This is a genomic window from uncultured Microscilla sp. (assembly GCF_947493425.1).
In the GTDB taxonomy this organism is placed as follows: Bacteria; Bacteroidota; Bacteroidia; order Cytophagales; family Microscillaceae; genus Microscilla.
The window spans coordinates 1-21,091 of record NZ_CANLRP010000019.1 but is presented as its reverse complement, the minus strand read 5'-3'; the positions used below and the strand labels follow the sequence as shown (position 1 = coordinate 21,091).

Annotated in this window: 21 protein-coding genes; 13 read left to right on the top strand and 8 right to left on the bottom strand. The window is 38.9% G+C overall.

From position 1 onward, the window contains the following. Window positions 1-33: 33 nt before the first annotated feature. The 6 genes from Q0954_RS07590 to gmd form a co-directional block, all read right to left on the bottom strand. Complete coding sequence (locus Q0954_RS07590) at window positions 34-1,029, bottom strand: SDR family oxidoreductase (protein WP_299455584.1); 996 nt, start codon at window positions 1,027-1,029, stop codon at window positions 34-36. Window positions 1,030-1,120: 91 nt separating this feature from the next. Next, window positions 1,121-1,672: a dTDP-4-dehydrorhamnose 3,5-epimerase gene (gene rfbC / locus Q0954_RS07585; RefSeq protein WP_299455582.1), complete on the bottom strand. Its 552-nt coding sequence runs from the start codon at window positions 1,670-1,672 to the stop codon at window positions 1,121-1,123. Window positions 1,673-1,697: 25 nt separating this feature from the next. Further along, a complete protein-coding gene (gene rfbA / locus Q0954_RS07580; protein ID WP_299455580.1) occupies window positions 1,698-2,567 on the bottom strand; it encodes a glucose-1-phosphate thymidylyltransferase RfbA in 870 nt (289 codons plus the stop codon). Window positions 2,568-2,592: 25 nt separating this feature from the next. After that, complete coding sequence (rfbB, locus tag Q0954_RS07575) at window positions 2,593-3,642, bottom strand: dTDP-glucose 4,6-dehydratase (RefSeq protein ID WP_299455578.1); 1,050 nt, start codon at window positions 3,640-3,642, stop codon at window positions 2,593-2,595. Window positions 3,643-3,654: 12 nt separating this feature from the next. Continuing rightward, window positions 3,655-4,578 (bottom strand): GDP-L-fucose synthase, encoded by a 924-nt coding sequence (locus Q0954_RS07570; RefSeq protein ID WP_299455576.1) that lies wholly within the window; start codon window positions 4,576-4,578, stop codon window positions 3,655-3,657. Further along, window positions 4,571-5,686, bottom strand: a complete 1,116-nt coding sequence (gene gmd / locus Q0954_RS07565) for a GDP-mannose 4,6-dehydratase (protein WP_299455574.1) — start codon at window positions 5,684-5,686, stop codon at window positions 4,571-4,573. The genes Q0954_RS07570 and gmd overlap by 8 nt, the downstream gene beginning before the upstream one ends. A 566-nt stretch (window positions 5,687-6,252) precedes the next feature. Here gmd and Q0954_RS07560 point away from each other — a divergent pair. The 13 genes from Q0954_RS07560 to Q0954_RS07500 all read left to right on the top strand — a co-directional run bounded on the left by Q0954_RS07560 (window position 6,253) and on the right by Q0954_RS07500 (window position 19,541). Beyond that, the gene (locus tag Q0954_RS07560; protein ID WP_299455572.1) at window positions 6,253-6,717 is read left to right on the top strand and encodes a hypothetical protein; all 465 of its coding nucleotides are present in this window, start codon (window positions 6,253-6,255) and stop codon (window positions 6,715-6,717) included. Between the two features lie 173 nt (window positions 6,718-6,890). Next, window positions 6,891-8,462, top strand: coding sequence for a carboxylesterase family protein (locus Q0954_RS07555; RefSeq protein ID WP_299455571.1), 1,572 nt, complete (start codon window positions 6,891-6,893; stop codon window positions 8,460-8,462). Between the two features lie 393 nt (window positions 8,463-8,855). After that, window positions 8,856-10,445, top strand: coding sequence for a carboxylesterase family protein (locus Q0954_RS07550; RefSeq protein WP_299455570.1), 1,590 nt, complete (start codon window positions 8,856-8,858; stop codon window positions 10,443-10,445). 301 nt (window positions 10,446-10,746) lie between these two features. Then, on the top strand, window positions 10,747-12,351 hold the full coding sequence (locus Q0954_RS07545) for a carboxylesterase family protein (RefSeq protein WP_299455568.1): 1,605 nt from the start codon (window positions 10,747-10,749) through the stop codon (window positions 12,349-12,351). 339 nt (window positions 12,352-12,690) lie between these two features. After that, window positions 12,691-12,969, top strand: coding sequence for a sigma factor (locus Q0954_RS07540; RefSeq protein ID WP_299455566.1), 279 nt, complete (start codon window positions 12,691-12,693; stop codon window positions 12,967-12,969). 490 nt (window positions 12,970-13,459) lie between these two features. After that, window positions 13,460-14,134 (top strand): PspA/IM30 family protein, encoded by a 675-nt coding sequence (locus Q0954_RS07535; protein WP_299455564.1) that lies wholly within the window; start codon window positions 13,460-13,462, stop codon window positions 14,132-14,134. 46 nt (window positions 14,135-14,180) lie between these two features. Continuing rightward, window positions 14,181-14,630 (top strand): YbjN domain-containing protein, encoded by a 450-nt coding sequence (locus Q0954_RS07530; protein WP_299455562.1) that lies wholly within the window; start codon window positions 14,181-14,183, stop codon window positions 14,628-14,630. Between the two features lie 20 nt (window positions 14,631-14,650). Continuing rightward, window positions 14,651-15,436, top strand: coding sequence for an E3 ubiquitin ligase family protein (locus Q0954_RS07525; protein ID WP_299455560.1), 786 nt, complete (start codon window positions 14,651-14,653; stop codon window positions 15,434-15,436). A gap of 160 nt (window positions 15,437-15,596) precedes the next feature. Further along, window positions 15,597-16,475 (top strand): M28 family peptidase, encoded by an 879-nt coding sequence (locus tag Q0954_RS07520; RefSeq protein ID WP_299455558.1) that lies wholly within the window; start codon window positions 15,597-15,599, stop codon window positions 16,473-16,475. A gap of 315 nt (window positions 16,476-16,790) precedes the next feature. Further along, a complete protein-coding gene (locus Q0954_RS07515; RefSeq protein WP_299455556.1) occupies window positions 16,791-17,606 on the top strand; it encodes a hypothetical protein in 816 nt (271 codons plus the stop codon). A gap of 5 nt (window positions 17,607-17,611) precedes the next feature. Beyond that, entirely contained in the window at window positions 17,612-18,124 is a 513-nt protein-coding gene (locus tag Q0954_RS07510) for a hypothetical protein (protein WP_299455554.1), read from the top strand. 38 nt (window positions 18,125-18,162) lie between these two features. Then, window positions 18,163-19,011 (top strand): aminotransferase class IV, encoded by an 849-nt coding sequence (locus tag Q0954_RS07505; RefSeq protein WP_299455552.1) that lies wholly within the window; start codon window positions 18,163-18,165, stop codon window positions 19,009-19,011. Between the two features lie 41 nt (window positions 19,012-19,052). After that, window positions 19,053-19,541, top strand: coding sequence for a hypothetical protein (locus tag Q0954_RS07500; protein ID WP_299455550.1), 489 nt, complete (start codon window positions 19,053-19,055; stop codon window positions 19,539-19,541). On the opposite strand, the gene Q0954_RS07495 is transcribed toward Q0954_RS07500, so the two are convergent. After that, a complete protein-coding gene (locus Q0954_RS07495; RefSeq protein WP_299455548.1) occupies window positions 19,527-19,757 on the bottom strand; it encodes a hypothetical protein in 231 nt (76 codons plus the stop codon). The two genes, Q0954_RS07500 and Q0954_RS07495, sit on opposite strands and share 15 nt — an antisense overlap. Before the next feature lie 344 nt (window positions 19,758-20,101). Further along, window positions 20,102-20,842, bottom strand: a complete 741-nt coding sequence (locus Q0954_RS07490) for a hypothetical protein (RefSeq protein ID WP_299455546.1) — start codon at window positions 20,840-20,842, stop codon at window positions 20,102-20,104. Window positions 20,843-21,091: the final 249 nt, after the last annotated feature.

Sequence of the window (21,091 nt, the reverse complement as noted above, 5' to 3'; positions counted from 1 at the left end):
AATATACATTACACCAATTGTCTAAATTTTACCTTAAACTTTACTTGTATTTTGTTTGAACCAATCAAGCGTAAGTTGTAAGCCCTCTTGAATGGTTATTTGAGGGGCATAGCCTAATAAATTGTTGCCTTTACTAATATCAGCTAAGCTATCCCTCACATCGCCCACTCTGGGTTCACTGTAGGTGGGGGTAAAGTGTTTTCCAGATTTGTCTTTCAAAATATTAAATAACTCATTGAGCGATGTTCGTCCGCCTACACCAATATTATATGCTTCACCCCAAGCAGCTTCTTTGCTTGCAAACATAGCTTTTATATTGGCTTGAACCACGTTTTCAATAAAGGTGAAGTCTCTGGTTTGTTCCCCATCTCCAAAAATAGTAGGAGGTTGGTTGTCCATGAGCGCTTGAATGAATAAGGGGATAACCGCAGCATAAGCACCTCTAGGGCTTTGACGAGGACCAAACACATTGAAATACCTGAGCCCTATGAGTTTCAAGCCATACACTTGACCAAATACTCGTGCATACTGCTCATTGACAAGTTTGGTGACTGCATAAGGTGACAAAGGGTGTCCAATTTTATCCTCTTGTTTAGGCAAAAGCGTGCTGTCTCCATATACTGAAGATGATGAAGCGTATACTATACCTTTTATGTGATTATCTTTTGCTGCAATCATCATATTTAGAAACCCACTGATGTTTACTGCATTGGTAGTAGCAGGATCGTTTATGCTTCTGGGTACAGACCCTAAAGCAGCCTGATGAGAAATGTAATCGACTCCCTTGCAAGCTTTTTGACAAGCCTCTATATCTCGTATATCACCCTCTATAAACTTGAATTGTTTGTGTTTTTCAAACGGTTGGATATTGTCGTAATTACCAGTTGATAGGTTGTCTAATACTCTTACTTCTTTTGCTTGGTATTTGAGCAAGTATTCAACAAGATTAGAACCGATAAAGCCAGCTCCTCCTGTAATTAAGAAAACACATTGGCTTAAATCATTTTGATGAAAGGGGTGATTATACATTTCAGTTTATAGTTAAAACATGAGACAGTATTGAGCAAGTAAAGTTAAGGGTATTTTCTGACCTAAAACAAGGAGATAATGTTAAAATAGCCTAGAACGGTATATCAGCTGTTTGAAAAGTGGCTAAAACTGCATCTTTTTCTGAAATAATTATATTACTACTATCTATTTTCCAATCAATAGCAAGGTCAGGATCATTGTAAATAATCCCTGATTCTGCTTGTGGGGCATAAAAATCATCACATTTGTATAACACTTCAGCAGACTCGCTCAATACAATAAAACCATGGGCAAACCCCTGAGGTACATATAGCTGGTTTTTATTTTCTGCCGAAAGCTCAAACCCCAGGTGCTGACTAAATGTGGGTGAATCTTTTCTTAAGTCTACCACTACATCCCAAATAGTTCCCTGAATCACCTTGATTAACTTTGCTTGAGCATGGGGTGGCTTTTGGAAATGTAATCCACGCAGTACCCCTTTTTTTGAGAACGAGTGATTGTCCTGGATAAAAGGCAAAGTGATACCAGTGGCTTTGGTAAATTCATTTTGGTTAAAACTTTCGTAAAAATAACCACGGTTATCTTCAAAAATTCTGGGTTCAAATAACCAAAGGTCGTTGAGAGGAGTTTCTTTAAAAGGCATTGTGAAACGTTTTATATTGTTTTGCTTAAAATTCTTGTTTTACCAAATTAATCAAGTAATTGCCATAACCACTTTTTACCAATGGTTGAGCTATTGCCATAAGTTCTTCTTTATTGATATAGCCCATGGTATAAGCTGTTTCTTCAATAGAACCTACCTTCAGTCCTTGCCTCTCTTCTATGACCTGAACAAACTGACCTGCTTGCATAAGCGAGGTAAATGTGCCTGTATCTAACCAAGCAGTTCCACGATCTAAAATGCCTACCGAGAGTTGTTCTTTTTCCAGATAAATACGATTAATGTCTGTAATCTCAAGTTCACCTCTGGCAGAAGGCTTAAGGTTTTTGGCCATTGCTACTACCTGATTGTCATAAAAGTACAAACCAGGTACGGCAAAATTAGACTTGGGCTTTTTTGGCTTTTCTTCAATAGAAATGGCTTTATTGTTAGCATCAAAGTCTACTACACCATAGCGCTCAGGATCAGATACGTGGTAGGCAAATACCACCCCTCCCTTGGGATTGTTTTGCTCCTGCAAGATTTTTTCCAGCCCTGTGCCATAAAAAATATTATCGCCTAGAATAAGCGCTACGCTGTCGCTTCCAATAAATTCTTCACCTATAATAAAAGCTTGTGCCAATCCCTCAGGGTTTTCTTGGATGGCATAAGAAAAAGAGCAACCCAGACGCTTGCCATCTCCCAGCAAAGTTCTAAATAATTGATTATCTTGTGGAGTAGTAATAATAAGAATTTCTTGAATACCTGCACTCATAAGGGTAGCAAGCGGGTAATAAATCATGGGCTTGTCATATACCGGGAGCAATTGTTTACTTACCGACAAGGTAAGAGGGTGCAGACGAGTACCTGATCCACCAGCTAATATGATTCCTTTCATTGTAGTTCGCTTTTATAGTTGTAGGTTATCGTTTAACATATTGAGTTTCGTAGTAGGTTTGATAATTACCACTTGTCACATTGTCTAGCCATTGAGTATTTTCCAAATACCAGTCAATAGTTAGTTCTATGCCTTGCTCAAAAGTAACAGAAGGACTCCAGCCCAGTTCTTGGTTAATTTTAGAAGCGTCAATGGCATAGCGTAAATCATGTCCTGCGCGATCTTTTACAAACTCAATGAGTTTTTCGGCAGTACCCTCTGTCTGGTTTAGTTTTTTGTCCATCACTTGACACATTAAGCGAATCAAATCAATGTTTTTCCACTCATTGAACCCCCCAATGTTATAAGTAGCACCTTGTTTGCCCTGATGGTAAACCAAATCAATAGCCCTGGCATGGTCTACTACATATAGCCAATCTCGCACGTTTTCTCCCTTGCCATATACTGGTAGAGGCTTACTATTCTTAATGTTATGAATAAATAAAGGAATAAGTTTTTCAGGAAATTGGTAAGCGCCATAATTGTTAGAACAATTAGAGATGACAATTGGCAAACCATAAGTGTCATGGTAAGCCCTGACAAAATGGTCTGAACTGGCTTTGGATGCCGAATAGGGCGAGTGAGGGTCATAAGCGGTACTTTCGGTAAAAAGCCCTTCATTACCCAAAGAGCCATACACTTCGTCAGTTGATACATGGTAAAAAAGCTTATTTGTATAATTTTCTTTCCAGATATCGCGTGCTGCATTTAGCAAATTGACCGTACCTATCACATTGGTTTGAACAAACTCCAAAGGGTTGAGAATAGAACGATCTACGTGTGACTCGGCAGCTAAGTGAATGATGCCATCGAACTTATGTTTGTGACACAACTCCTGTACAAAGTTTTGGTCTACAATATCTCCTTTTATAAAGTGATAGTTAGACTTTTGCTCAATATCTTTGAGGTTGTCTAAGTTGCCTGCATAGGTAAGCTTGTCTAGGTTAAATATTTGGTAGTCAGGGTATTTGTTTACAAACAACCGTACTACATGAGAGCCTATGAAGCCTGCTCCGCCAGTGATTAAGATTTTCATGTATAAATTAGGTTAAATCAAAAACTTCTCTTTGTAAGTAGATGTTATGCCATCTTTTAGTTCTATTCGATGTTGCCACCCTAGCTGGTGTAACTTGGTTACATCCATTAATTTTCTGGGAGTACCGTCTGGTTTGGAGGCGTCAAAACGTAACTCACCATTATAACCAGTAATTTCTTTGATTAGAAGTGCCAAATCTTTAATACTAATATCTGTACCTGTACCTATATTGATCAAACTTTTTTCGCTGTAGTTTTTCATCAAAAAATAGCAAGCATCCGCCAAATCGTCTACATGCAAAAACTCGCGTAAAGGAGAGCCGGTGCCCCATATTTCTACTGAGGGCTCGTTGTTTTGTTTGGCTTCGTGAAACTTACGCAGCAAAGCAGGCAGTACGTGTGATGTTTTCAGGTCATAGTTATCATTAGTGCCGTATAGGTTGGTGGGCATGACTGAGATAAAATCGCACTTGTACTGAAAGCGGTATTCTTCACACATTTTAACCCCTGTTATTTTGGCTATGGCATAAGGTTCATTGGTGGGTTCCAGGCTTCCCGTAAGCAAGTAATCTTCTTTCAGAGGTTGAGGAGCAAGTTTAGGGTATATGCAAGATGAGCCTAAAAACAATAGTTTTTTTACTTGATGTACATAAGCTTGATGAATCACATTAGATTGGATCATCAAGTTATCATATAAAAACTCTGCCCGGTAGGTATTATTGGCAACTATGCCCCCTACTTTGGCGGCCGCTAAAAACACATATTCAGGTTTTTCTCTTGCAAAAAAATCAGCTACTGCTGCTTGATTTCTTAAATCTAAATCTTTTGAGCTACTATATACAAAATTGTCAAACCCTGCTTGTTGCAAACGTCGCAGAATAGCAGAACCCACCATTCCTCTATGTCCAGCAATATACACTTTACTGTTTTTATTCATGATAGTTCATTATATTATGTCCACCTTTTTTTAGGTATTGGTCGCGTTTAAACAATTCGATATCTGATTTTACCATATCGCTTACCAGGGCAGGTAAATCATATTCAGGAGTCCAGCCTAACTGCTTTTGGGCTTTTTCGGGGTTTCCTATGAGTAAATCTACTTCTGTTGGTCTAAAATAGCGAGGATCAACTGCTACTACTTGAGTGCCTTTTTTTATCTGATAATCAGGGTTTTTACAGTTAGTTACCACTGCGGTTTCATCTACTCCTTCACCTTCAAAATCAATTTCAATACCCAGCTCTAAAAATGCCATTCTAACAAACTCACGCACTGGAGTAGTAATACCAGTAGCAATTACATAATCCTCTGGTGTTTCTTGCTGTAGCATCAGCCACATGGCTTTCACATAGTCTTTAGCGTGTCCCCAATCACGTTTGGCGTCCAAATTACCCAAATAAACTTTCTCTTGTAGTCCCAAAGCAATTCGCGCCACAGCACGAGTAATTTTTCGGGTTACAAAAGTTTCTCCCCTTAATGGCGATTCGTGATTGAACAAAATCCCGTTGACTGCATACATTTGATAAGCCTCGCGATAGTTTACTGTAATCCAGTAGCCATATAGCTTGGCTACAGCGTAAGGCGAACGGGGGTAAAATGGTGTTTTTTCGCTCTGAGGCACTTCTTGAACCAACCCGTACAACTCAGAAGTAGACGCCTGATACACTTTTGTTTTTTGGGTAAGCCCAAGTAGCCGTACAGCTTCTAAAATACGAAGTGTGCCTATTCCGTCTACGTTGGCAGTATATTCGGGGGAGTCAAAACTTACCTTTACATGAGACATTGCGCCCAAATTGTAAATTTCGTCAGGTTGAACCTCTTGAATAATTCTTATAATATTCGTAGAGTCTGTCAAGTCTCCATAGTGTAGGGTAAGCTTAATTTCACTTTCGTGTGGGTCTTGGTACAGGTGGTCTATTCTATCTGTATTGATAAGGGAGGTGCGACGCTTGATGCCATGAACTTCATATCCTTTATTTAAGAGAAACTCTGCCAAATAAGCACCGTCTTGCCCAGTGATACCTGTAATTAATGCGACTTTTGCCATATACTTACGTTCAAATGTTTCGCATACTGAAAAGTTGATAGGTTGTTAAGCTATGTAATAGATCAGTAAGATAAGAGATAAGGTAGAATATATTGATAATATGAAGGCAAAGCTACTAAGAATACAAAGTATTTCAAAAGTTAATATTTTGACGTATAGTGATATTTTGTTTTTTGATTGTTTTAGGGTACTAACCATTGGTCATTCATTGCTTTATGTAATATTATTCCTTGAAATGTGATTTTTTAGGGTTTTTGTTTGCGTAATTAAAAACGCTATTGTACATTCGCAGTAAATAATAGTATGCATTCATAATATTATAGTATGCGTTCATACTATTTTTATACTTTACACACCAGGCAAAACTTCTTTGAGTAGTAAGTTACATTGTAATGTTTTCTTACTTATTCAGGCACTTCTAAATTAGCGAAGGTTTAATTAAAGGTATTTTCATTATAAGAAAAGGGGAAACCCACATGGTACAATAAACTATACTGTTAAAATTGTTTTTGCACCTACGATATTAATCATATAGTTGTATTATACAACTTTTAAGCTTTTAACTCATGTCAAAACAATACATAGTTTTTTTACTGAGCATTTTATGCTTGTTTTCTTGCACAAAGGTGCCTTCCAAACAGCAGGCTTCCAAGCAGGAGTTTTCGGACAAAGAATTGAGAAAGTTTGCCTCCATTTATAACTATTTGAGGTTACGTCCACGTGGTAATCCCGAAATGGCGGTACGTGATGCAGTGCTCAAAAGCTCACTAAGCGAAAAGAGGTTTGGTGAAATTATGCGTGCCAAGTTTACTCAGCAACAAATCGAAATCTCTTCAACAGAGCAAACAGCATTGAACAGCATACGCAATACAGTGAAGCAAACACAGCTTAAGCAGAAAGTAGAAGATGACAAGGTCATAGTAGAGAGAGGGATGACGCTCGAACGATATTACACTATTATGAAAAGGTACAAGCAAAGTACTTTTCTCCAAAACAGGGTATATGACCTTATAAATTCGCAAAAAAAGTAACAAGAATACATAGAACATTATCAAGGAGTGATCTGCCAATAAAGAAATAAATTATACACAATACAGACTGAGAATAAAATAGTACAGAAAGAATAGAAGACATTCAATACGAACAAGGATTTTACATATCAGATTAATTTACAATTTATAAGTACTTCAATTTTATTACACAAATGAAACGTTTAACTACACTATTAAGCCTTATGTTGTTGGCGGTTGCCGGAGCGTGGGCACAACAGCGTTATATCGACGAAATTTTTACAAATGTAAACGAAACCAAAGGAGTGCGTTTTAGTACGCAAGTGCCTGAACCTAAGCCCGGTGGAGGATGGTATGAATCGGTTACAGGGTTGCCTATCAATGCCAAGGAGCACGATACCCGCAAGCGAGATTTATTCATGGATATATTCAAACCTATTGGCGATAATAATACAAACCGCCCGGTATTAATTGTATGTTTTGGTGGTGGTTTTGTGGCAGGAGACCGCAACTTGGGTGACATTAGAACGATGGCAATTCGTATGGCAAAACGAGGCTATGTTACAGCGGCGATTGACTACCGTTTGGGAATGAATGTTTTTGATGAAGGAGCTGCCCTTAGAGCTGTTTATCGTGGAGTTCAGGATGGACGCTCCGCCATTCGTTATTTCAGAGCCAATGCAGCCTCTTTGGGCGTAGACCCAAACCAGATTTTTATTGCTGGGCATAGTGCAGGGGCATTCATTGCCGTACAAACTGCTTACTTAGACAAAGACAACGAAAGACCTGCCGATACCCGCAACTCAAGCTATCGTTGGGGTTCCTGGCTTGGCTCAAGAACTTATGATTTAGTTGATCAGGGGTGCCTTGATTGTGCAGGAGATAACAAGCAAGTGAGTGGTGCAGCCAATGCCATTGTGTCTTTAGCTGGTGCAGTTGGCTTTTTAGAGCATATAGAAGGCAGTAGCGATATTCCTAATGTAATGTTTCATAGTAAAAATGACAATACTGTACCCTATGATTCTGGACAACCATTTGGTAGTATTTCGTGGTTAGTGGCTGGTTTTGACCTGCCTATAGCCTATGGTAGCAGTCGTATTGACTCCAGAGCAAACCAAGTAAATGCCCCCCGTGCTTTTTATTCTTACGATAGCAGAGGGCACGACGTGCACGTCAATGGTAACAACCGCTCAAATCTACATAGCGATATTTTACCCCGTATGAGCCAATATTTGTACGATACCCGCCTAAGCCCTGCCGGATTGAGCATAGCAGGAGCTTCAATTGTAAATATGCAGCAAAACAATACTCAAACCTACACCATTGATGCTGAACACCTTGCTAAGGTGAAATGGCAAATGACAGGTGGTAAAATTATCAGACAAAAAGGAAACAAAGTAACTGTATGTTGGAACACCCCTGGTGAACATCGTTTGAGCGCAATACCTTATGCTGCCAACGATGCAAAAGGTAGTATGGTGAGTGTGCCAATACTGGTAATGGGTGAAAGTGGTAGCTTACAGGCTGACTTGCAAATGTTTCCCAATCCAAGTGCCCATACACTGAAAATTAAGCTCAACGAGGAAGGTGTTCACCAAGTAAAAATAGCGGTGTATAACGAAAGGGGACAAGTAGTATATCAGAACGATGTAAATAAACAAGGAGCACAGTTTAATATAAACGTGTTGAACTTGCCACTGGGTAAATACTATATCAAGATTCAAGATGGTGGGCGAGTAGTACATAAAACGTTTTTGAAATACTAATAAGGAATTGTTCAAAAATAAATTTACACTCTGAGGGGTGATTTTTCGCCTTGATACTTCGTTATTTTTATTACCCGTAGCGCTGCTATGGGCGCAAAAAATAGCCTCGTCTCAAAACAAAACCTCTACCTCAAGAATGGTAATTTAATTTCTCACCATTCCTAAACAGTGAATCGACTCTCATATTTTTAATATTCTAATTTTCAAGCAAAATGAATTGTGCAATCAACTGTCAGGTGTTGCCTGATAGTTGATTTTTATCAAAAAACTTAAGAATTGTATACCAATGAAAATATCTATATAGAACAATCTCTATGCTTAGCTGTACTGTACAGCGAATTACAATTTATTATACAACCAATGTAATTTTACATTTAAATTATTTTACACAAAATGAAAAAGTTAACCACACTATTAAGCTTAGTGCTGTTGTTTACTTCAACTGTATGGTCGCAGCAGAGATACATCGATGAGGTATTTGACAACATAAGCGAAACCCAAAATGTGCGCTTTAGTACGCAAGTGCCCCAACCCAAAAGAGGTGGTGGTTGGTATGAGTCAATAGCAGCTGGTGTACCCATCAATGCCAAAGAGCATGAGACTTCTAACCGTGATTTGCACATGGATATTTTTCAGCCTTTTGGCGATAATAATGTGAAACGTCCAGTGTTTATTGTGTGTTTTGGTGGTGGCTTTGTAATAGGCAATCGCAAATTTGGAGACATCAGAGAGCTGGCAATTCGTATGGCAAAACGAGGCTATGTTACAGCCGCTATTGATTACCGTTTGGGTGTCAATATGTTTGATGAAGGAGCTTCATTACGAGGTGTATACCGTGCCATACAAGATGGTCGTTCGGCAGTACGCTACTTCCGCGCCAACGCCGAAAGGTTGGGAGTAGATCCTAATCAAATATTTATAGGAGGACATAGCGCAGGTGCTTTTATTTCCTTGCAAAATGCCTACTTAGATCGTGACGTGGAGCGTCCGGCGTCTACCCGTAAGTCAAGTTATCGTTGGGGAGCCTGGTTGGTAGAAAAAACCTACAACCTTCCTGATCAAGGGTGCCTCGATTGTGCAGGAGACAACAAACACGTCAACGGAAAAGCCAATGCGGTAGTATCTTTGGCAGGTGGGCTGGGCTTTTTAGAGCATGTAGAAGGCGAAAATGATGTGCCAAGCATTATGTTTCACAGCAAAAATGACCTCATAGTCAATTATGACAAAGGGCAGCCTTTTCAAAATTTCTCTTTTTTGATAGCAGGGTTTGACCTGCCAGAAGCATTTGGAACTAACCTGGTGCAAAACCGCGCCAATAGTGTAAATGCTCCTCACAAGTTTTACTCTTACGATAAACGTGGACATGACTTGCATGTAGACGGGCTCCTTAACAGTGCACTTGGTCGCAAAAAATTGCACAGCGACATTGTGCCACGCATTGCCCAATATTTATATGATGCGCGTTTACGCCCAGCCGGATTTGGTGTCTCAGGAGCTACTGTAGTGCGCCTATCGGCTACAAATACCCAAACCTATACTGCCGATGTAGCCAAAGATGCCAAAGTTCAGTGGCAGGTAGAAGGTGGTAAAATAGTAAAGCAAACTGGCAATCAGGTAACTATAAGCTGGAACACCCCTGGCGAGCATACTTTAAGTGCAGTGCCTTATAATACAAATGGAGCCAAAGGCAATGCTGTAAAAGTACCTGTATTGGTGATGGATAACCTCCAGGAGTTGAAGGCTGACCTACAGATGTATCCTAATCCTAGTGCACGTGTACTTAAGATTAAGCTCAACGAGGAAGACATCAACGAAGTGAAAGCTATAGTATACAATGAAAGAGGACAAACCGTGTATCAGGGGAGCTTGCAAAAACAAGGTTCCCAGTTTAACCTCAACGTATTGAAATTGCCTTTGGGTAAATATTATATCAGAATACAAAATGGTGAAAGAATGCTCCATAAAACCTTTCTAAAATACTAATGATTACTTTAAGTCCATCATAGTGTAGAGTAGCTAAGGTGTTTGCAACAAATAGTTGTAAATACCTTGGCTACATTTTAGGTGATTTTTTTTGCTTAATACAGTACTTATAGTCATTAATTGACCAATGTTATTTATCAATATTCGCTGATTTTTTTCAAGAAAGTAAACAGTCCATCACCAGTCAATGCTTGAGGGTGGATTGCTCAAGGAGAAGGACATGCGTTTAGCTGTATGGTGCAGCTAAATGTATTTTAATATACAACCACTATAATTTTAAACATCAAATTTATTACTTGGAATGAAAAGAGTAACCACACTATTAAGTCTTGTATTGCTGTTGAGCTCTACAGTATGGTCGCAGCAGCGATACCTCGATGAGGTGTTTGCCAATGTAAGCGAAACTCAAAATGTACGGTTTAGCACGCAAGTGCCCCAACCCAAAAAAGGCGGAGGTTGGTATGCTACCATTTCGGCTGGCTTGCCCATTAATGTCAAGGAACATGATACTTATAACCGTGATTTGTACATGGACATCTTTCAGCCCTTTGGCGATACCAAGGTGAAACGCCCTGTATTTATTGTGTGTTTTGGTGGTGGTTTTGTGATAGGCAACCGCAAGTATGGCGATATTAGAGACTTGGCAATTAGCATGGCAAAGCGAGGCTATGTCACAGCTGCCATTGATTATCGTTTGGGGATGAATGTATTTGATGAAGGGGCGGCACTAAGAGCCGTTTATCGTGGCGTACAAGATGGTCGCTCGGCAGTGCGTTATTTTCGTGCCAATGCCGAAAGGTTGGGCATAGACCCTGACCAAATATTTCTGGCAGGGCATAGCGCAGGCGGTTTTATTGCCTTACAAAATGCTTACTTAGATCGTGATGCAGAGCGTCCAGCCGCTACACGTAGCACCCGGTACCGTTGGAAAGGCTGGTTTAGATCAAAGTCGTACAACCTGCCCGATCAAGGTTGTCTTGATTGTGTAGGAGACAACAAACACTTAGATGGAAAAGCCAATGCAGTGGTATCTTTGGCAGGGGCGCTAGGCTACCTGGAACATATAGAAGGCAGTACCGACGTACCAACCCTTATGTTTCATAGTAGTAATGATCTTGCAGTGTCTTATGGAGCAAAACAACCGTTTAAAATTATTTCTCCCTTAGTAGTGGGGTTTGACTTGCCTGTGTCGTATGGTGGCAGTATGGTAGATGGCAGGGCACGAGACAGAGGAGCCCCTCGCAAGTTTTATTCTTACAACAGACGTGGACATTTTGTGCATGTAAAAGGTGGAGATATTTCCAGTTTTTTTGGTAGCGTACTCAACTTAGGGCACTTGCACACAGATGTTTTGCCACGTATCAGCCAATTTCTGTATGATACGCGTTTGCGCCCAGCCGGTTTTGGTGTGTCGGGTGCTACTGTAGTGCGCCTATCAGCTACCAATACCCAAACCTATACTGCCGATGTAGCCAAAGATGCTAAAGTTCAGTGGCAGGTAGAAGGTGGTAAAATAGTAAAGCAAGCGGGCAACCAAGTAACTATAAGTTGGAACACTCCTGGTGAGCATGTTTTGAGTGCAGTGCCTTATAATACAAATGGAGCCAAAGGCGATGCTGTAAAAGTACCTGTATTGGTGATGGATAACCTCCAGGAGTTGAAGGCTGATCTACAGATGTACCCCAACCCTAGTGCACGCGTACTTAAAATTAAACTCAACGAGGAAGACATCAACGAAGTGAAAGCCATAGTATACAACGAAAGAGGACAAACCATATATCAGGGGAGCTTGCAAAAACAAGGTACCCAGTTTAACCTCAACGTATTGAAGTTGCCTTTGGGTAAATACTATATAAAAATACAAAACGGAGAACGGATGCTCCATAAAACTTTTTTGAAGTACTAAAAATGACTTAATCTCGAATATATTATGCGTAATCAATCACCAGACAATGTTTGGTGATTGTTTTATTTGAGATAAGCTGAAAAGTGATGATATAAAGTTGTACTATTTATTTGAAGATAAACTACCCAATCAATTGTCAGTGAATTACTTGGCAATTGATTTTTTTTATCATAAAACTGGTCATTTTTAAGGTGATTATGCTCAGTCTAACAAAATGCTAACACCTGATATTAGCCATTGTTCATTGTTTTTACGAATTATGTAATAAGCATTTTAAAAAAATTATAGAGAACTAAACCCTATTAATTAATAAACAAACTTTTTTAAATATCTAGGCAAATGAAAAATGATGAGTTATTTTGGCAAAAACTGATAGAAGGAGATAAAAATACAGTCAAAGAAATATTTCAACTCAATGTGCCCTTGCTGGTCAAATATGGTCGTAGGTTTACTAGCAATGATGCCATCATTGATGAATGTATTGTTGAAGTGTTCCTTGACCTTTGGAAAAACCGCCAGACACTAGATAAAAAAGGAACTGTTAAAATATATTTGATGGAATCGTTGAACCAACAAATCAAAACAAACCAAGGACAACGCCAGCTGAAACGCGCCTAAGGTGTTATTGTTAGCATAAACTCTTCAGATAATTATATATTTATTACTCTTGTGCTGTATAGGGCAAGAGTTTTTTTGTTATATAACCTTCACGTTCAACCTTGTTTTTCTATGCTTAAAAGTAATAGTGTGATTTACTTTAAGTAATAAAGTGCAAAAAAAACTGAAATCAGGTACTTTGTACTTTTATGAGGTTTTTCTCATAACTTATAGACATTGCTTTTTGCATAGCCTCTATATATGTTGATTTATTACCCTTGTTTTTTGACAGTAAGACCAAAAACTACCTGCACAAATACAAAAATATATTTTCATACCGTGAAATATAAGTTGCCCAAAAACAGTGTTCTAGAGTATGAAAAATACAGTGAATGTAATGTTTTATGTAAAATCATAATATTTTTTTATATTTTTTAGAATCATCAAGATATTTTGTATTATTACAACAACTTTAATTTATTACCATTCACCTTAAATCAAAAACCAATATATGGGTATCTTTGGTAGAATTTCTGACATTTTTAAAGCAAACATTAACGACGCACTTGACAAAGCTGAAGATCCTTCCAAGATGATCAAGTTGATGGTGGTAGAAATGCAAGAATCTATTTCTAAAGCCACATCTGGTCTTGCCACTGCAATGGCACAGGAAAAAAAGCTGGAACGTGATTATAAACAACACGCCAAGGCTGCGCAACAATGGGAGCAAAAAGCAATGCAGGCGCTTAGCGCTGGCAATGAAGACTTAGCCCGCAAGGCGTTGGCTAAAAAAGCAGACTCAGAAGGACAAGCCAATCAATACAAGGGCATGTATGATCAGGCGTCTTCTACTACCAGCAAGCTCAAAAGCCAGGTAGATATGCTTAAGTCTAAGCTAAACGAAGCAAGGATGAAAGAGTCTACATTACAGGCAAGAAGTGAAGCAGCCAAGGCTCAAAAGCAAATTGCTAAAGAGGTAGGCAGCCTTGATTTTAGCAGTAGTTTCTCTAAGTTTGACAAGTTTGAAGAAAAAATCCTTAAGCAAGAAGCAGAAGCTCAAGCTTTTACCGAGCTGGCTGAAGGTGAGAATGCCTCACTGGATGATGACTTCAAAATGCTCGAGCAAAACTCGGCTGTTGATGATGACCTGGCTCGTTTGCGCGCTAAACTAAATCAGGGTGGTTAAGTCTTAATTATTTTACATAGAACAAATATTTAAATTTAAATAAACTATGCCAAAATTCACTGTTTTAAAAACTGGCGTTAATGAAGAGCTCATTAACAAAACCAAAGAAGTAGTAGAAGGATTTATGGAAAAACTGTTTCATGATTATGAAATAGTTCAAATTGATGATTTCTATACCTTTACTTTCGGTACTGTTACTGTTACTATTCAGGTGCTACCCTGGCATAGCGACGATGTATTGGTAAAAGTATACTCTTACCTTGCCGAAGACATAGAAATCAATGCTTCGCTTACCGAAGAGTTACTTCGTTTAAATGCTAACATTCCTTTCGGAGGATTTGGGTTAGCTTTTGATGGAACTGTATCGTTTAGCTATTCATTGGCTGGTAAAAACCTTGACTTGAATGAGTTTGAGGCAGCTGTACAAATGGTTGCAAAAACAGCAGATGAGTACGATGATTTGATTCAAGAGAACAAATCTTTGACCATCAACTAATTTTAGAAAACACAAAGATTATGGCCTTAGTAATTATTGGAGTAGTCCTGATCGCTATAGCAGTAGCGTTGTGGTTCAACCGCAAAAGACAATTGAGTAAAGCTTTGAATATCAAATACCATGAGACTTCAAAGGTGGCTGATGTGGTAGATATTTACAAACAGCTAGGCGATGGATTAGACGGTAATTACAGAGGAAATATAGTGGAACTATCAGGGATGTCACGCTCTGATAGTCCCCTTCAATCTGAACATACCAACGCCGAGGTAGTTTATTACCGTGCCAGAGTAATCCACGAGTATGAAACGTTGGAAATAGTCCGACAACAAGACGATGAGGGAAACTACTATGAACGTGAAGTGGTGCACAATCACCAAGAAACTGTATCTGACAATGAACGGTTTGCTCCTTTTTATTTAGACGATGGCAGTGGACGTATTTTGGTTGAAATGGATAAAGCCCAAAGACACACCATTACCTCGCTTGACGAATACCAACCTGAACCGCCCACTGGTTATGATCCCTACGGTATTCGTGGTACCACTACTGGGTATCGATACATAGAAGAGATCATTCCCAACAATCATAAATTATACGTTTTGGGGCAGGCAGCCGAAAGCCATGGACATTTGGCAGTAGTAAAGCCTACCAAAAAAGACGAAGAGTTTATTGTGTCTACCAAATCTGAAGAAGAACTTGTACAAGGAGCAGAAAACTCCGCCAAAATGTCTTTGTATGGAGCCATTGGTTTGAGCATATTGGGGCTTATTCTAATGGTGGTGGGTTTTACCTCTAAAGGAGGTTGATTGTATTTATTTTTTCCCCAGATTATATCACATATCAAGAAATTAGTAAACAGGCTTACGCTTACTTTTGAGCCACGTAGTGCTAAGCCATCAATTCCCTAAATGCAAACTTCGTAACATCGGTTACTTTATTTTTACTTTTATAATCCGTCATTACTATATGAGCATGCATGCTATCCCGGTAAGTAAAGAGCGGCTATATGCCGATGTGCAAAAGCTGACATCAGTCTACCCACCACGAAATTACCAAAATCTTGAGTCATTGAATGCCATTGCTCATTATATCCACGAAGAGTATAAGAAATGGGATTGCCTTACAGAAGTACAAACTTACGACGCAGAAGGAAACACCTATCAAAACCTCATTGCTTCGTTTGGTGTGGGGTATAATACCCGTATTGTATTGGGTGCGCATTACGACGTATGTGGCGACCAACCAGGAGCCGATGATAATGCAAGTGCAGTGGCAGGGTTGCTCGAAGTAGGACGGTTGATTGACCAACTACAGCCTTCTCTTAATTGTCGGGTAGACTTGGTAGCTTATACCTTAGAAGAACCTCCGTTTTTTCAAACTCCCTTGCAGGGCAGCGCTGTACATGCCCGGTCTATGAGTCAAAATAAAGTAGACATCAAAGCCATGATTTGCCTCGAAATGATTGGTTACTACAGCGATAAACCCAATTCACAACAATTTCCTATTCCCGAACTGGCGGCTATTTACCCTTCAGTAGGGAACTTTATTGTAGTGGTAGGCAAAACCGGAGAAGAGACCTTGGTACAAGAGGTAAAAACTAGTATGAAACAAGTCGCAAACATTGATGTACAAGCCATCAATGCTCCTCCGCAAATGGTTGGCATTACTTTTTCAGACCACGCCAGTTACTGGAACGAAGGCTACCCTGCTGTCATGATTAATAACACTTCCTTTTATCGCAATCCTCATTACCACGAAACCACTGACACGATAGATACACTGGATTTTGACAAAATGACTGAAGTAGTCAGAGGGGTGTATCAAGCAGTAGTAAACCTTGCCTAAATACAAAACATCTATCCTGTACAATAGATTATACTGAGAAATGTATTACTTTTGGGGCGGTTTTGTCAAGCACATCACAAGAGTTTATTTTGCTCTTTTGAAGCATAGTATAAAACCACTTCTTTATGAACTTGTTTAAGGTTTTGGCATTGAGAGCAAAATGAGTGATTTTTCACATAGACGAGGCGTAGAAGGCGGAGTTTAGCCTAGCTAAATGAGCATTTTCACAACGAAGTATATGGGTAAAAGAACCATTTTGAATTATTTGAAAAAACCTTAAACAAGTTCTATTACCTAAAATCTTGGTATAAACTTATGCAGAAGAAATTGACAGGATTTTTGATGGTTACTTTGGTATTCAATGTAGCTATTTTATGCACAGTATACCTCATAGAGTTATTCTCACAAGAGGTTTCTTTTATTTGGTCTTGGCTGTTGTTTGTGATAGTGGCATTAGGGGTGGGTACATTGATAGCCAATGTAGCTTACAAAGCAAAGCTCAAGCCACAGGTAGGGGTTTTTGCTTTTTTTTGGTCTATTGTGTTTGCAGTATTGTTTAGGTTTTATTACCACGACTACAGCACCCTTTCCAATGCCCGTGTCGCCCAATCGTTAGACGTTAACACTGCCCTAAAAGCAAAGAATAAATATGATTATTTCAGCTTTAAAGGCTATACCATAGATGCCCAAAAAATTGGTTATCAATTGGTCAAAGATTCATTGGTTGACAAATCAGATCCTAAAAAAGGAAGTTTTCATTATTACGTAGCCCCTTTAGTAGCAACCAATACATCTCAAACTTTGCCAAATGTATTTGTAGGCAAACATTATGTAGGGATAGAGCCTAACTATAAAGAGATGTTTCAAAAACGCCTCAAGCGTAAAACCCTGTTCTATCGAGAGTATCCTAGTAGTTATACTTTTGCTGGGGCAGTAAAGACCCTAAATCCCTCGATCAAAAAGTCCCAAAACTATTTGTTATTACAACCAGCGATGTCGCCCTATGAGCAACAAAAAAGCAGCTGGAAACATTTGTTGGTTTTGTTGATAGGAGGCAATGTATTTTGGGCACTGGCAGTGTTGATAATTCAGGCAGTAGGAAAGAAAAAAGAGGAGGGGCAAATCGCCTAAGCAAAATGAAAAAAATCTCTTTATTTCTCATCATTTTAATAACTGGTTTGAATGCCTGCCGAGTCCAAAAAGGGCTAAATTATGCCAATACCAAAACAGGAGTCAGGCAAATAGCCGAAGATATAAATAAGGCAAAAAACAATGCGCTTGTGATCGGCCTAAAAGCTACACTGACAGACTGCCAGGCAATCATGAAGACCAAAGCAGACGCTCAAAAGTTATATGATTACAGCGAAAGCTTGCATAAAAAATATGCAAATGAGAAAATGATCAAGGCTAAAGAGGGGCAAACTGATGTATTGGTCAGTGTACTGGTTCCAGGCAATGAGTCAAAGAGCGAAAAAGATAGATTTGCCGGAGGATACATTCAAATCTTAGATAAGTTTACCAGAGGAATTAGCATTTATACTTTTAGGTATGTAAGGCCAGGCAGTAGCTCAGGTATGCGTTATGATGGATTGACTTATGTAAATAATAAATGGATTTTTATTCCTAAAATGTGGCGAGCTTTTCGGTAGCCACTCACCCGCTGCCATATCACCTAATAAAAAATATCATGAGCAATTATTGTTATTTCAATGGACAAATACTCCCTGAGGACGAAGTAAGATTTAAAGTAAACGATTTGGGCATATTGCGAGGGTATAGTGTGTTTGATTTTTTTCGTACCTACAGTACCACTTTTGCCCACTTAGACGATTATTTAACAAGGTTTGAAAACTCTGTAAAATCGTTTGATATAAACTTTCAGACAGACCGTGACACGATCAAAGAAAAAATAGAAGAATTGCTCTTTTGGCGAGCTGATAAAGCCTTGGATGTAGGTGTGAGACTATTGATGACAGGTGGCTACTCTGAAAGCGGTTTTCATGCATCCGAATCGCCCAATTTCTTAATTAGAATAGAAGACCTTCGCCCAATATCACCTACACGGTATACTGAGGGAGTAAAAATCATTACGCACGAGTATCAACGAGAGTTACCCGAAATAAAAACCACCAACTATTCGCGTGCCTTGGTAATAGCCAAAGCAGCGCAAATACAAAAAGCTACTGATGCATTGTACCATCTGGACGGTAATATTAGTGAGTGTACCCGCAATAACTTTTTTATATTTAAAGGCAATACTTTGGTTACACCCAAAAGCAATATATTAAGGGGAGTCATTCGTAAAATTATCATCGAATTGGCAAAAACTAAATTTGAGGTAGAAGAACGTGACATTTACCTTGAAGAACTCAAAGAGGCCTCCGAAGCATTCAAAACCGGCTCCAATACACGCATCATGCCAGTAGTACAAATTGATGAACTTAAGATTCATAAAAAGCAAGTAGGAAATAACACTAGAGCCCTTATACAAATGTTAGATGAATACTTGCACGCTACTACCCATCAAACGATATAGTCAAATTGTATTCATTAGTTATCAAGTTCCAGAAAAGTTCTATGAAATCTATCAGGCTCATCATCATAGCTTTAGTTGTTATATGTACCATCCAGCAAACTCAGGCACAGTGGGGAATCAGAGGAGGGTATACGTATCAATACAATAGTTTTGCCGAAGTAGGGGTAAGCCTTATTACCAAGAAAATAAAACCTTCCCATGATTTTATCACGCTCAATGTTCCCGAAAGAGTAAGTAGTACTTTCTTAACCACAGAGTTTAACTTTCGGAAAGAGTTTGTGCTTGGAGGAAAGCTTGGTTATGAAGTAGCCTGGATAAGAGGGGTGCCACTGACTGCACGCTTGAGCTATGCTTACTATACCAACCTGATTGAGCAAGATATGCGGGTTATACCCGAAGTGGGGTTTAACCTGTTTGGGGTGGCACACCTGACGTATGGATATAATATACCCCTGCAAACTTTTGAGTTTGAAGGGGTAAGTCGTAGCCGGGTATCGTTAATTATTGTGGCGGAGTTAGGTGCCCATTAAACGGGCGCTATTTTCAGCCTGACCTCCTGAGTGCGTGGCCATTTCCAATAATGCGTGCATGGTATAGATATTATTGACAATATGGGTTGCCTTAGACTCAGGTAGTTGGTATACAGTCATTAGTTTGTCAATGATTTCGGTATGTGAAAAAGCATTGCTTTTCCAATCAATTACCTTGTTTCTGATGTCGTCACTTATTTCCTGAAATTTTTCCATGTTTTTATAAAGTTTTGTGAGGTAAGTAGCAGCGAGCAATTAGCCATAAGCTACAAGTAAGAATAACTCACGCATCATAAGATAGTGACACCTACTCATTAGGGTATGTTTAACTCTGCCTTGTACTTATATTAAATTATACAAAGTTTGATGAAAATGCTTATTTCAAATATTATTACCTATGCTCAAATGTGTATGATGTATGGTAAGACAATGTTGTATGATAAGAAGGGGAGAAGGTTTGGGTTGCATATATTTTAGTGTTTGATCGATAAATTATTCTTACTTGAATAAACGGCAAGCATAATGGGAAGGTTGACAAAATAAATGAAATTTATAGGCGTCTAATCGTTTTTATATGCTCGTTTATTCCACCCTGCCATCATTTGAATAAACCCACCTATAGCCAAGCCAATGGCATAAATAATATAGTCCTCAAAGTCGCCTTCTTCGTCAAAAACAAACAGGAAAATTGTAATAAGCACACCCATCACCATCAATATAGCCCCTATATATTTGTTGTTAGAGTGTTCAGCGGCTTTCTCCATTTCTTTTACTTCAGTACGTACTTCGTTGCTCTTATACAAGTGAATGGTTTTTACAATATGCTTGGCTTCATCCTCTGGCAGGGAGTATTTTTTAATGAGCTTTTCAACAATTTCATTATTTGGGAAGGCATTGTTTCGCCAGAAAAGTACTTTCTCCTTGATTTCATCATCTACATTCGCCAACTTTTCGTTAGCTTCTTTTTTTGTTTTGTATATATTACGTCCTGCCATGATTGCTGAGATAGTGTCTTCTATATCATCGTCATTGTTGGCAAAACTCCCGTATTCTTTGAGCAAATGCCTTACCCGTGCTTTATGGTCTTGCTTGCCTTCCATTGCCTGTATAATCCTGGTATAAAGCACTGGGCGAATGTTTGCGTGGCTACTCACCTCTGCAATTTCTTTTAAGGTATCGGTCACTATTTGAGTAGCTTGAGCTTTTTCCAGCCCGTGTTCAGTTACCAAATGAGCCACAATGTTTTGTGCGCCTTGTCTCTCAATAAATAAGCTGTAGATAATGCTATGTATACTTGTCATGTTGGCAATCTTATATAGTGTTTAAGGTTGTATCAAGTGCATAGACCGAGTGCCTGTTAGGTGAATAAAAAATAAAGCAATCCAAAAGAAGGTAGTACCTGCTTGTTGAAGAGGCACAACAATTAAAGATGAAATTCTGTGAATTTACTGCATTTAGTTAAGTTTGGTAGTTTTACGATAAATATTATTTGAAAGCCCACTGTCTTTAGTAGTGGGATGAAAAATAATTGCCCGTGAAAGGGGCAGATT

What these genes read in the sequence shown, in the direction of transcription:
- Q0954_RS07590 (WP_299455584.1), bottom strand. Translation starts at nt 1,029, where the DNA reads ATGTATAATCACCCCTTTCATCAAAATGATTTAAGCCAATGTGTTTTC.
- rfbC (WP_299455582.1), bottom strand. Translation starts at nt 1,672, where the DNA reads ATGCCTTTTAAAGAAACTCCTCTCAACGACCTTTGGTTATTTGAACCC.
- rfbA (WP_299455580.1), bottom strand. Translation starts at nt 2,567, where the DNA reads ATGAAAGGAATCATATTAGCTGGTGGATCAGGTACTCGTCTGCACCCT.
- rfbB (WP_299455578.1), bottom strand. Translation starts at nt 3,642, where the DNA reads ATGAAAATCTTAATCACTGGCGGAGCAGGCTTCATAGGCTCTCATGTA.
- Q0954_RS07570 (WP_299455576.1), bottom strand. Translation starts at nt 4,578, where the DNA reads ATGAATAAAAACAGTAAAGTGTATATTGCTGGACATAGAGGAATGGTG.
- gmd (WP_299455574.1), bottom strand. Translation starts at nt 5,686, where the DNA reads ATGGCAAAAGTCGCATTAATTACAGGTATCACTGGGCAAGACGGTGCT.
- Q0954_RS07560 (WP_299455572.1), top strand. Translation starts at nt 6,253, where the DNA reads ATGTCAAAACAATACATAGTTTTTTTACTGAGCATTTTATGCTTGTTT.
- Q0954_RS07555 (WP_299455571.1), top strand. Translation starts at nt 6,891, where the DNA reads ATGAAACGTTTAACTACACTATTAAGCCTTATGTTGTTGGCGGTTGCC.
- Q0954_RS07550 (WP_299455570.1), top strand. Translation starts at nt 8,856, where the DNA reads ATGAAAAAGTTAACCACACTATTAAGCTTAGTGCTGTTGTTTACTTCA.
- Q0954_RS07545 (WP_299455568.1), top strand. Translation starts at nt 10,747, where the DNA reads ATGAAAAGAGTAACCACACTATTAAGTCTTGTATTGCTGTTGAGCTCT.
- Q0954_RS07540 (WP_299455566.1), top strand. Translation starts at nt 12,691, where the DNA reads ATGAAAAATGATGAGTTATTTTGGCAAAAACTGATAGAAGGAGATAAA.
- Q0954_RS07535 (WP_299455564.1), top strand. Translation starts at nt 13,460, where the DNA reads ATGGGTATCTTTGGTAGAATTTCTGACATTTTTAAAGCAAACATTAAC.
- Q0954_RS07530 (WP_299455562.1), top strand. Translation starts at nt 14,181, where the DNA reads ATGCCAAAATTCACTGTTTTAAAAACTGGCGTTAATGAAGAGCTCATT.
- Q0954_RS07525 (WP_299455560.1), top strand. Translation starts at nt 14,651, where the DNA reads ATGGCCTTAGTAATTATTGGAGTAGTCCTGATCGCTATAGCAGTAGCG.
- Q0954_RS07520 (WP_299455558.1), top strand. Translation starts at nt 15,597, where the DNA reads ATGAGCATGCATGCTATCCCGGTAAGTAAAGAGCGGCTATATGCCGAT.
- Q0954_RS07515 (WP_299455556.1), top strand. Translation starts at nt 16,791, where the DNA reads ATGCAGAAGAAATTGACAGGATTTTTGATGGTTACTTTGGTATTCAAT.
- Q0954_RS07510 (WP_299455554.1), top strand. Translation starts at nt 17,612, where the DNA reads ATGAAAAAAATCTCTTTATTTCTCATCATTTTAATAACTGGTTTGAAT.
- Q0954_RS07505 (WP_299455552.1), top strand. Translation starts at nt 18,163, where the DNA reads ATGAGCAATTATTGTTATTTCAATGGACAAATACTCCCTGAGGACGAA.
- Q0954_RS07500 (WP_299455550.1), top strand. Translation starts at nt 19,053, where the DNA reads ATGAAATCTATCAGGCTCATCATCATAGCTTTAGTTGTTATATGTACC.
- Q0954_RS07495 (WP_299455548.1), bottom strand. Translation starts at nt 19,757, where the DNA reads ATGGAAAAATTTCAGGAAATAAGTGACGACATCAGAAACAAGGTAATT.
- Q0954_RS07490 (WP_299455546.1), bottom strand. Translation starts at nt 20,842, where the DNA reads ATGACAAGTATACATAGCATTATCTACAGCTTATTTATTGAGAGACAA.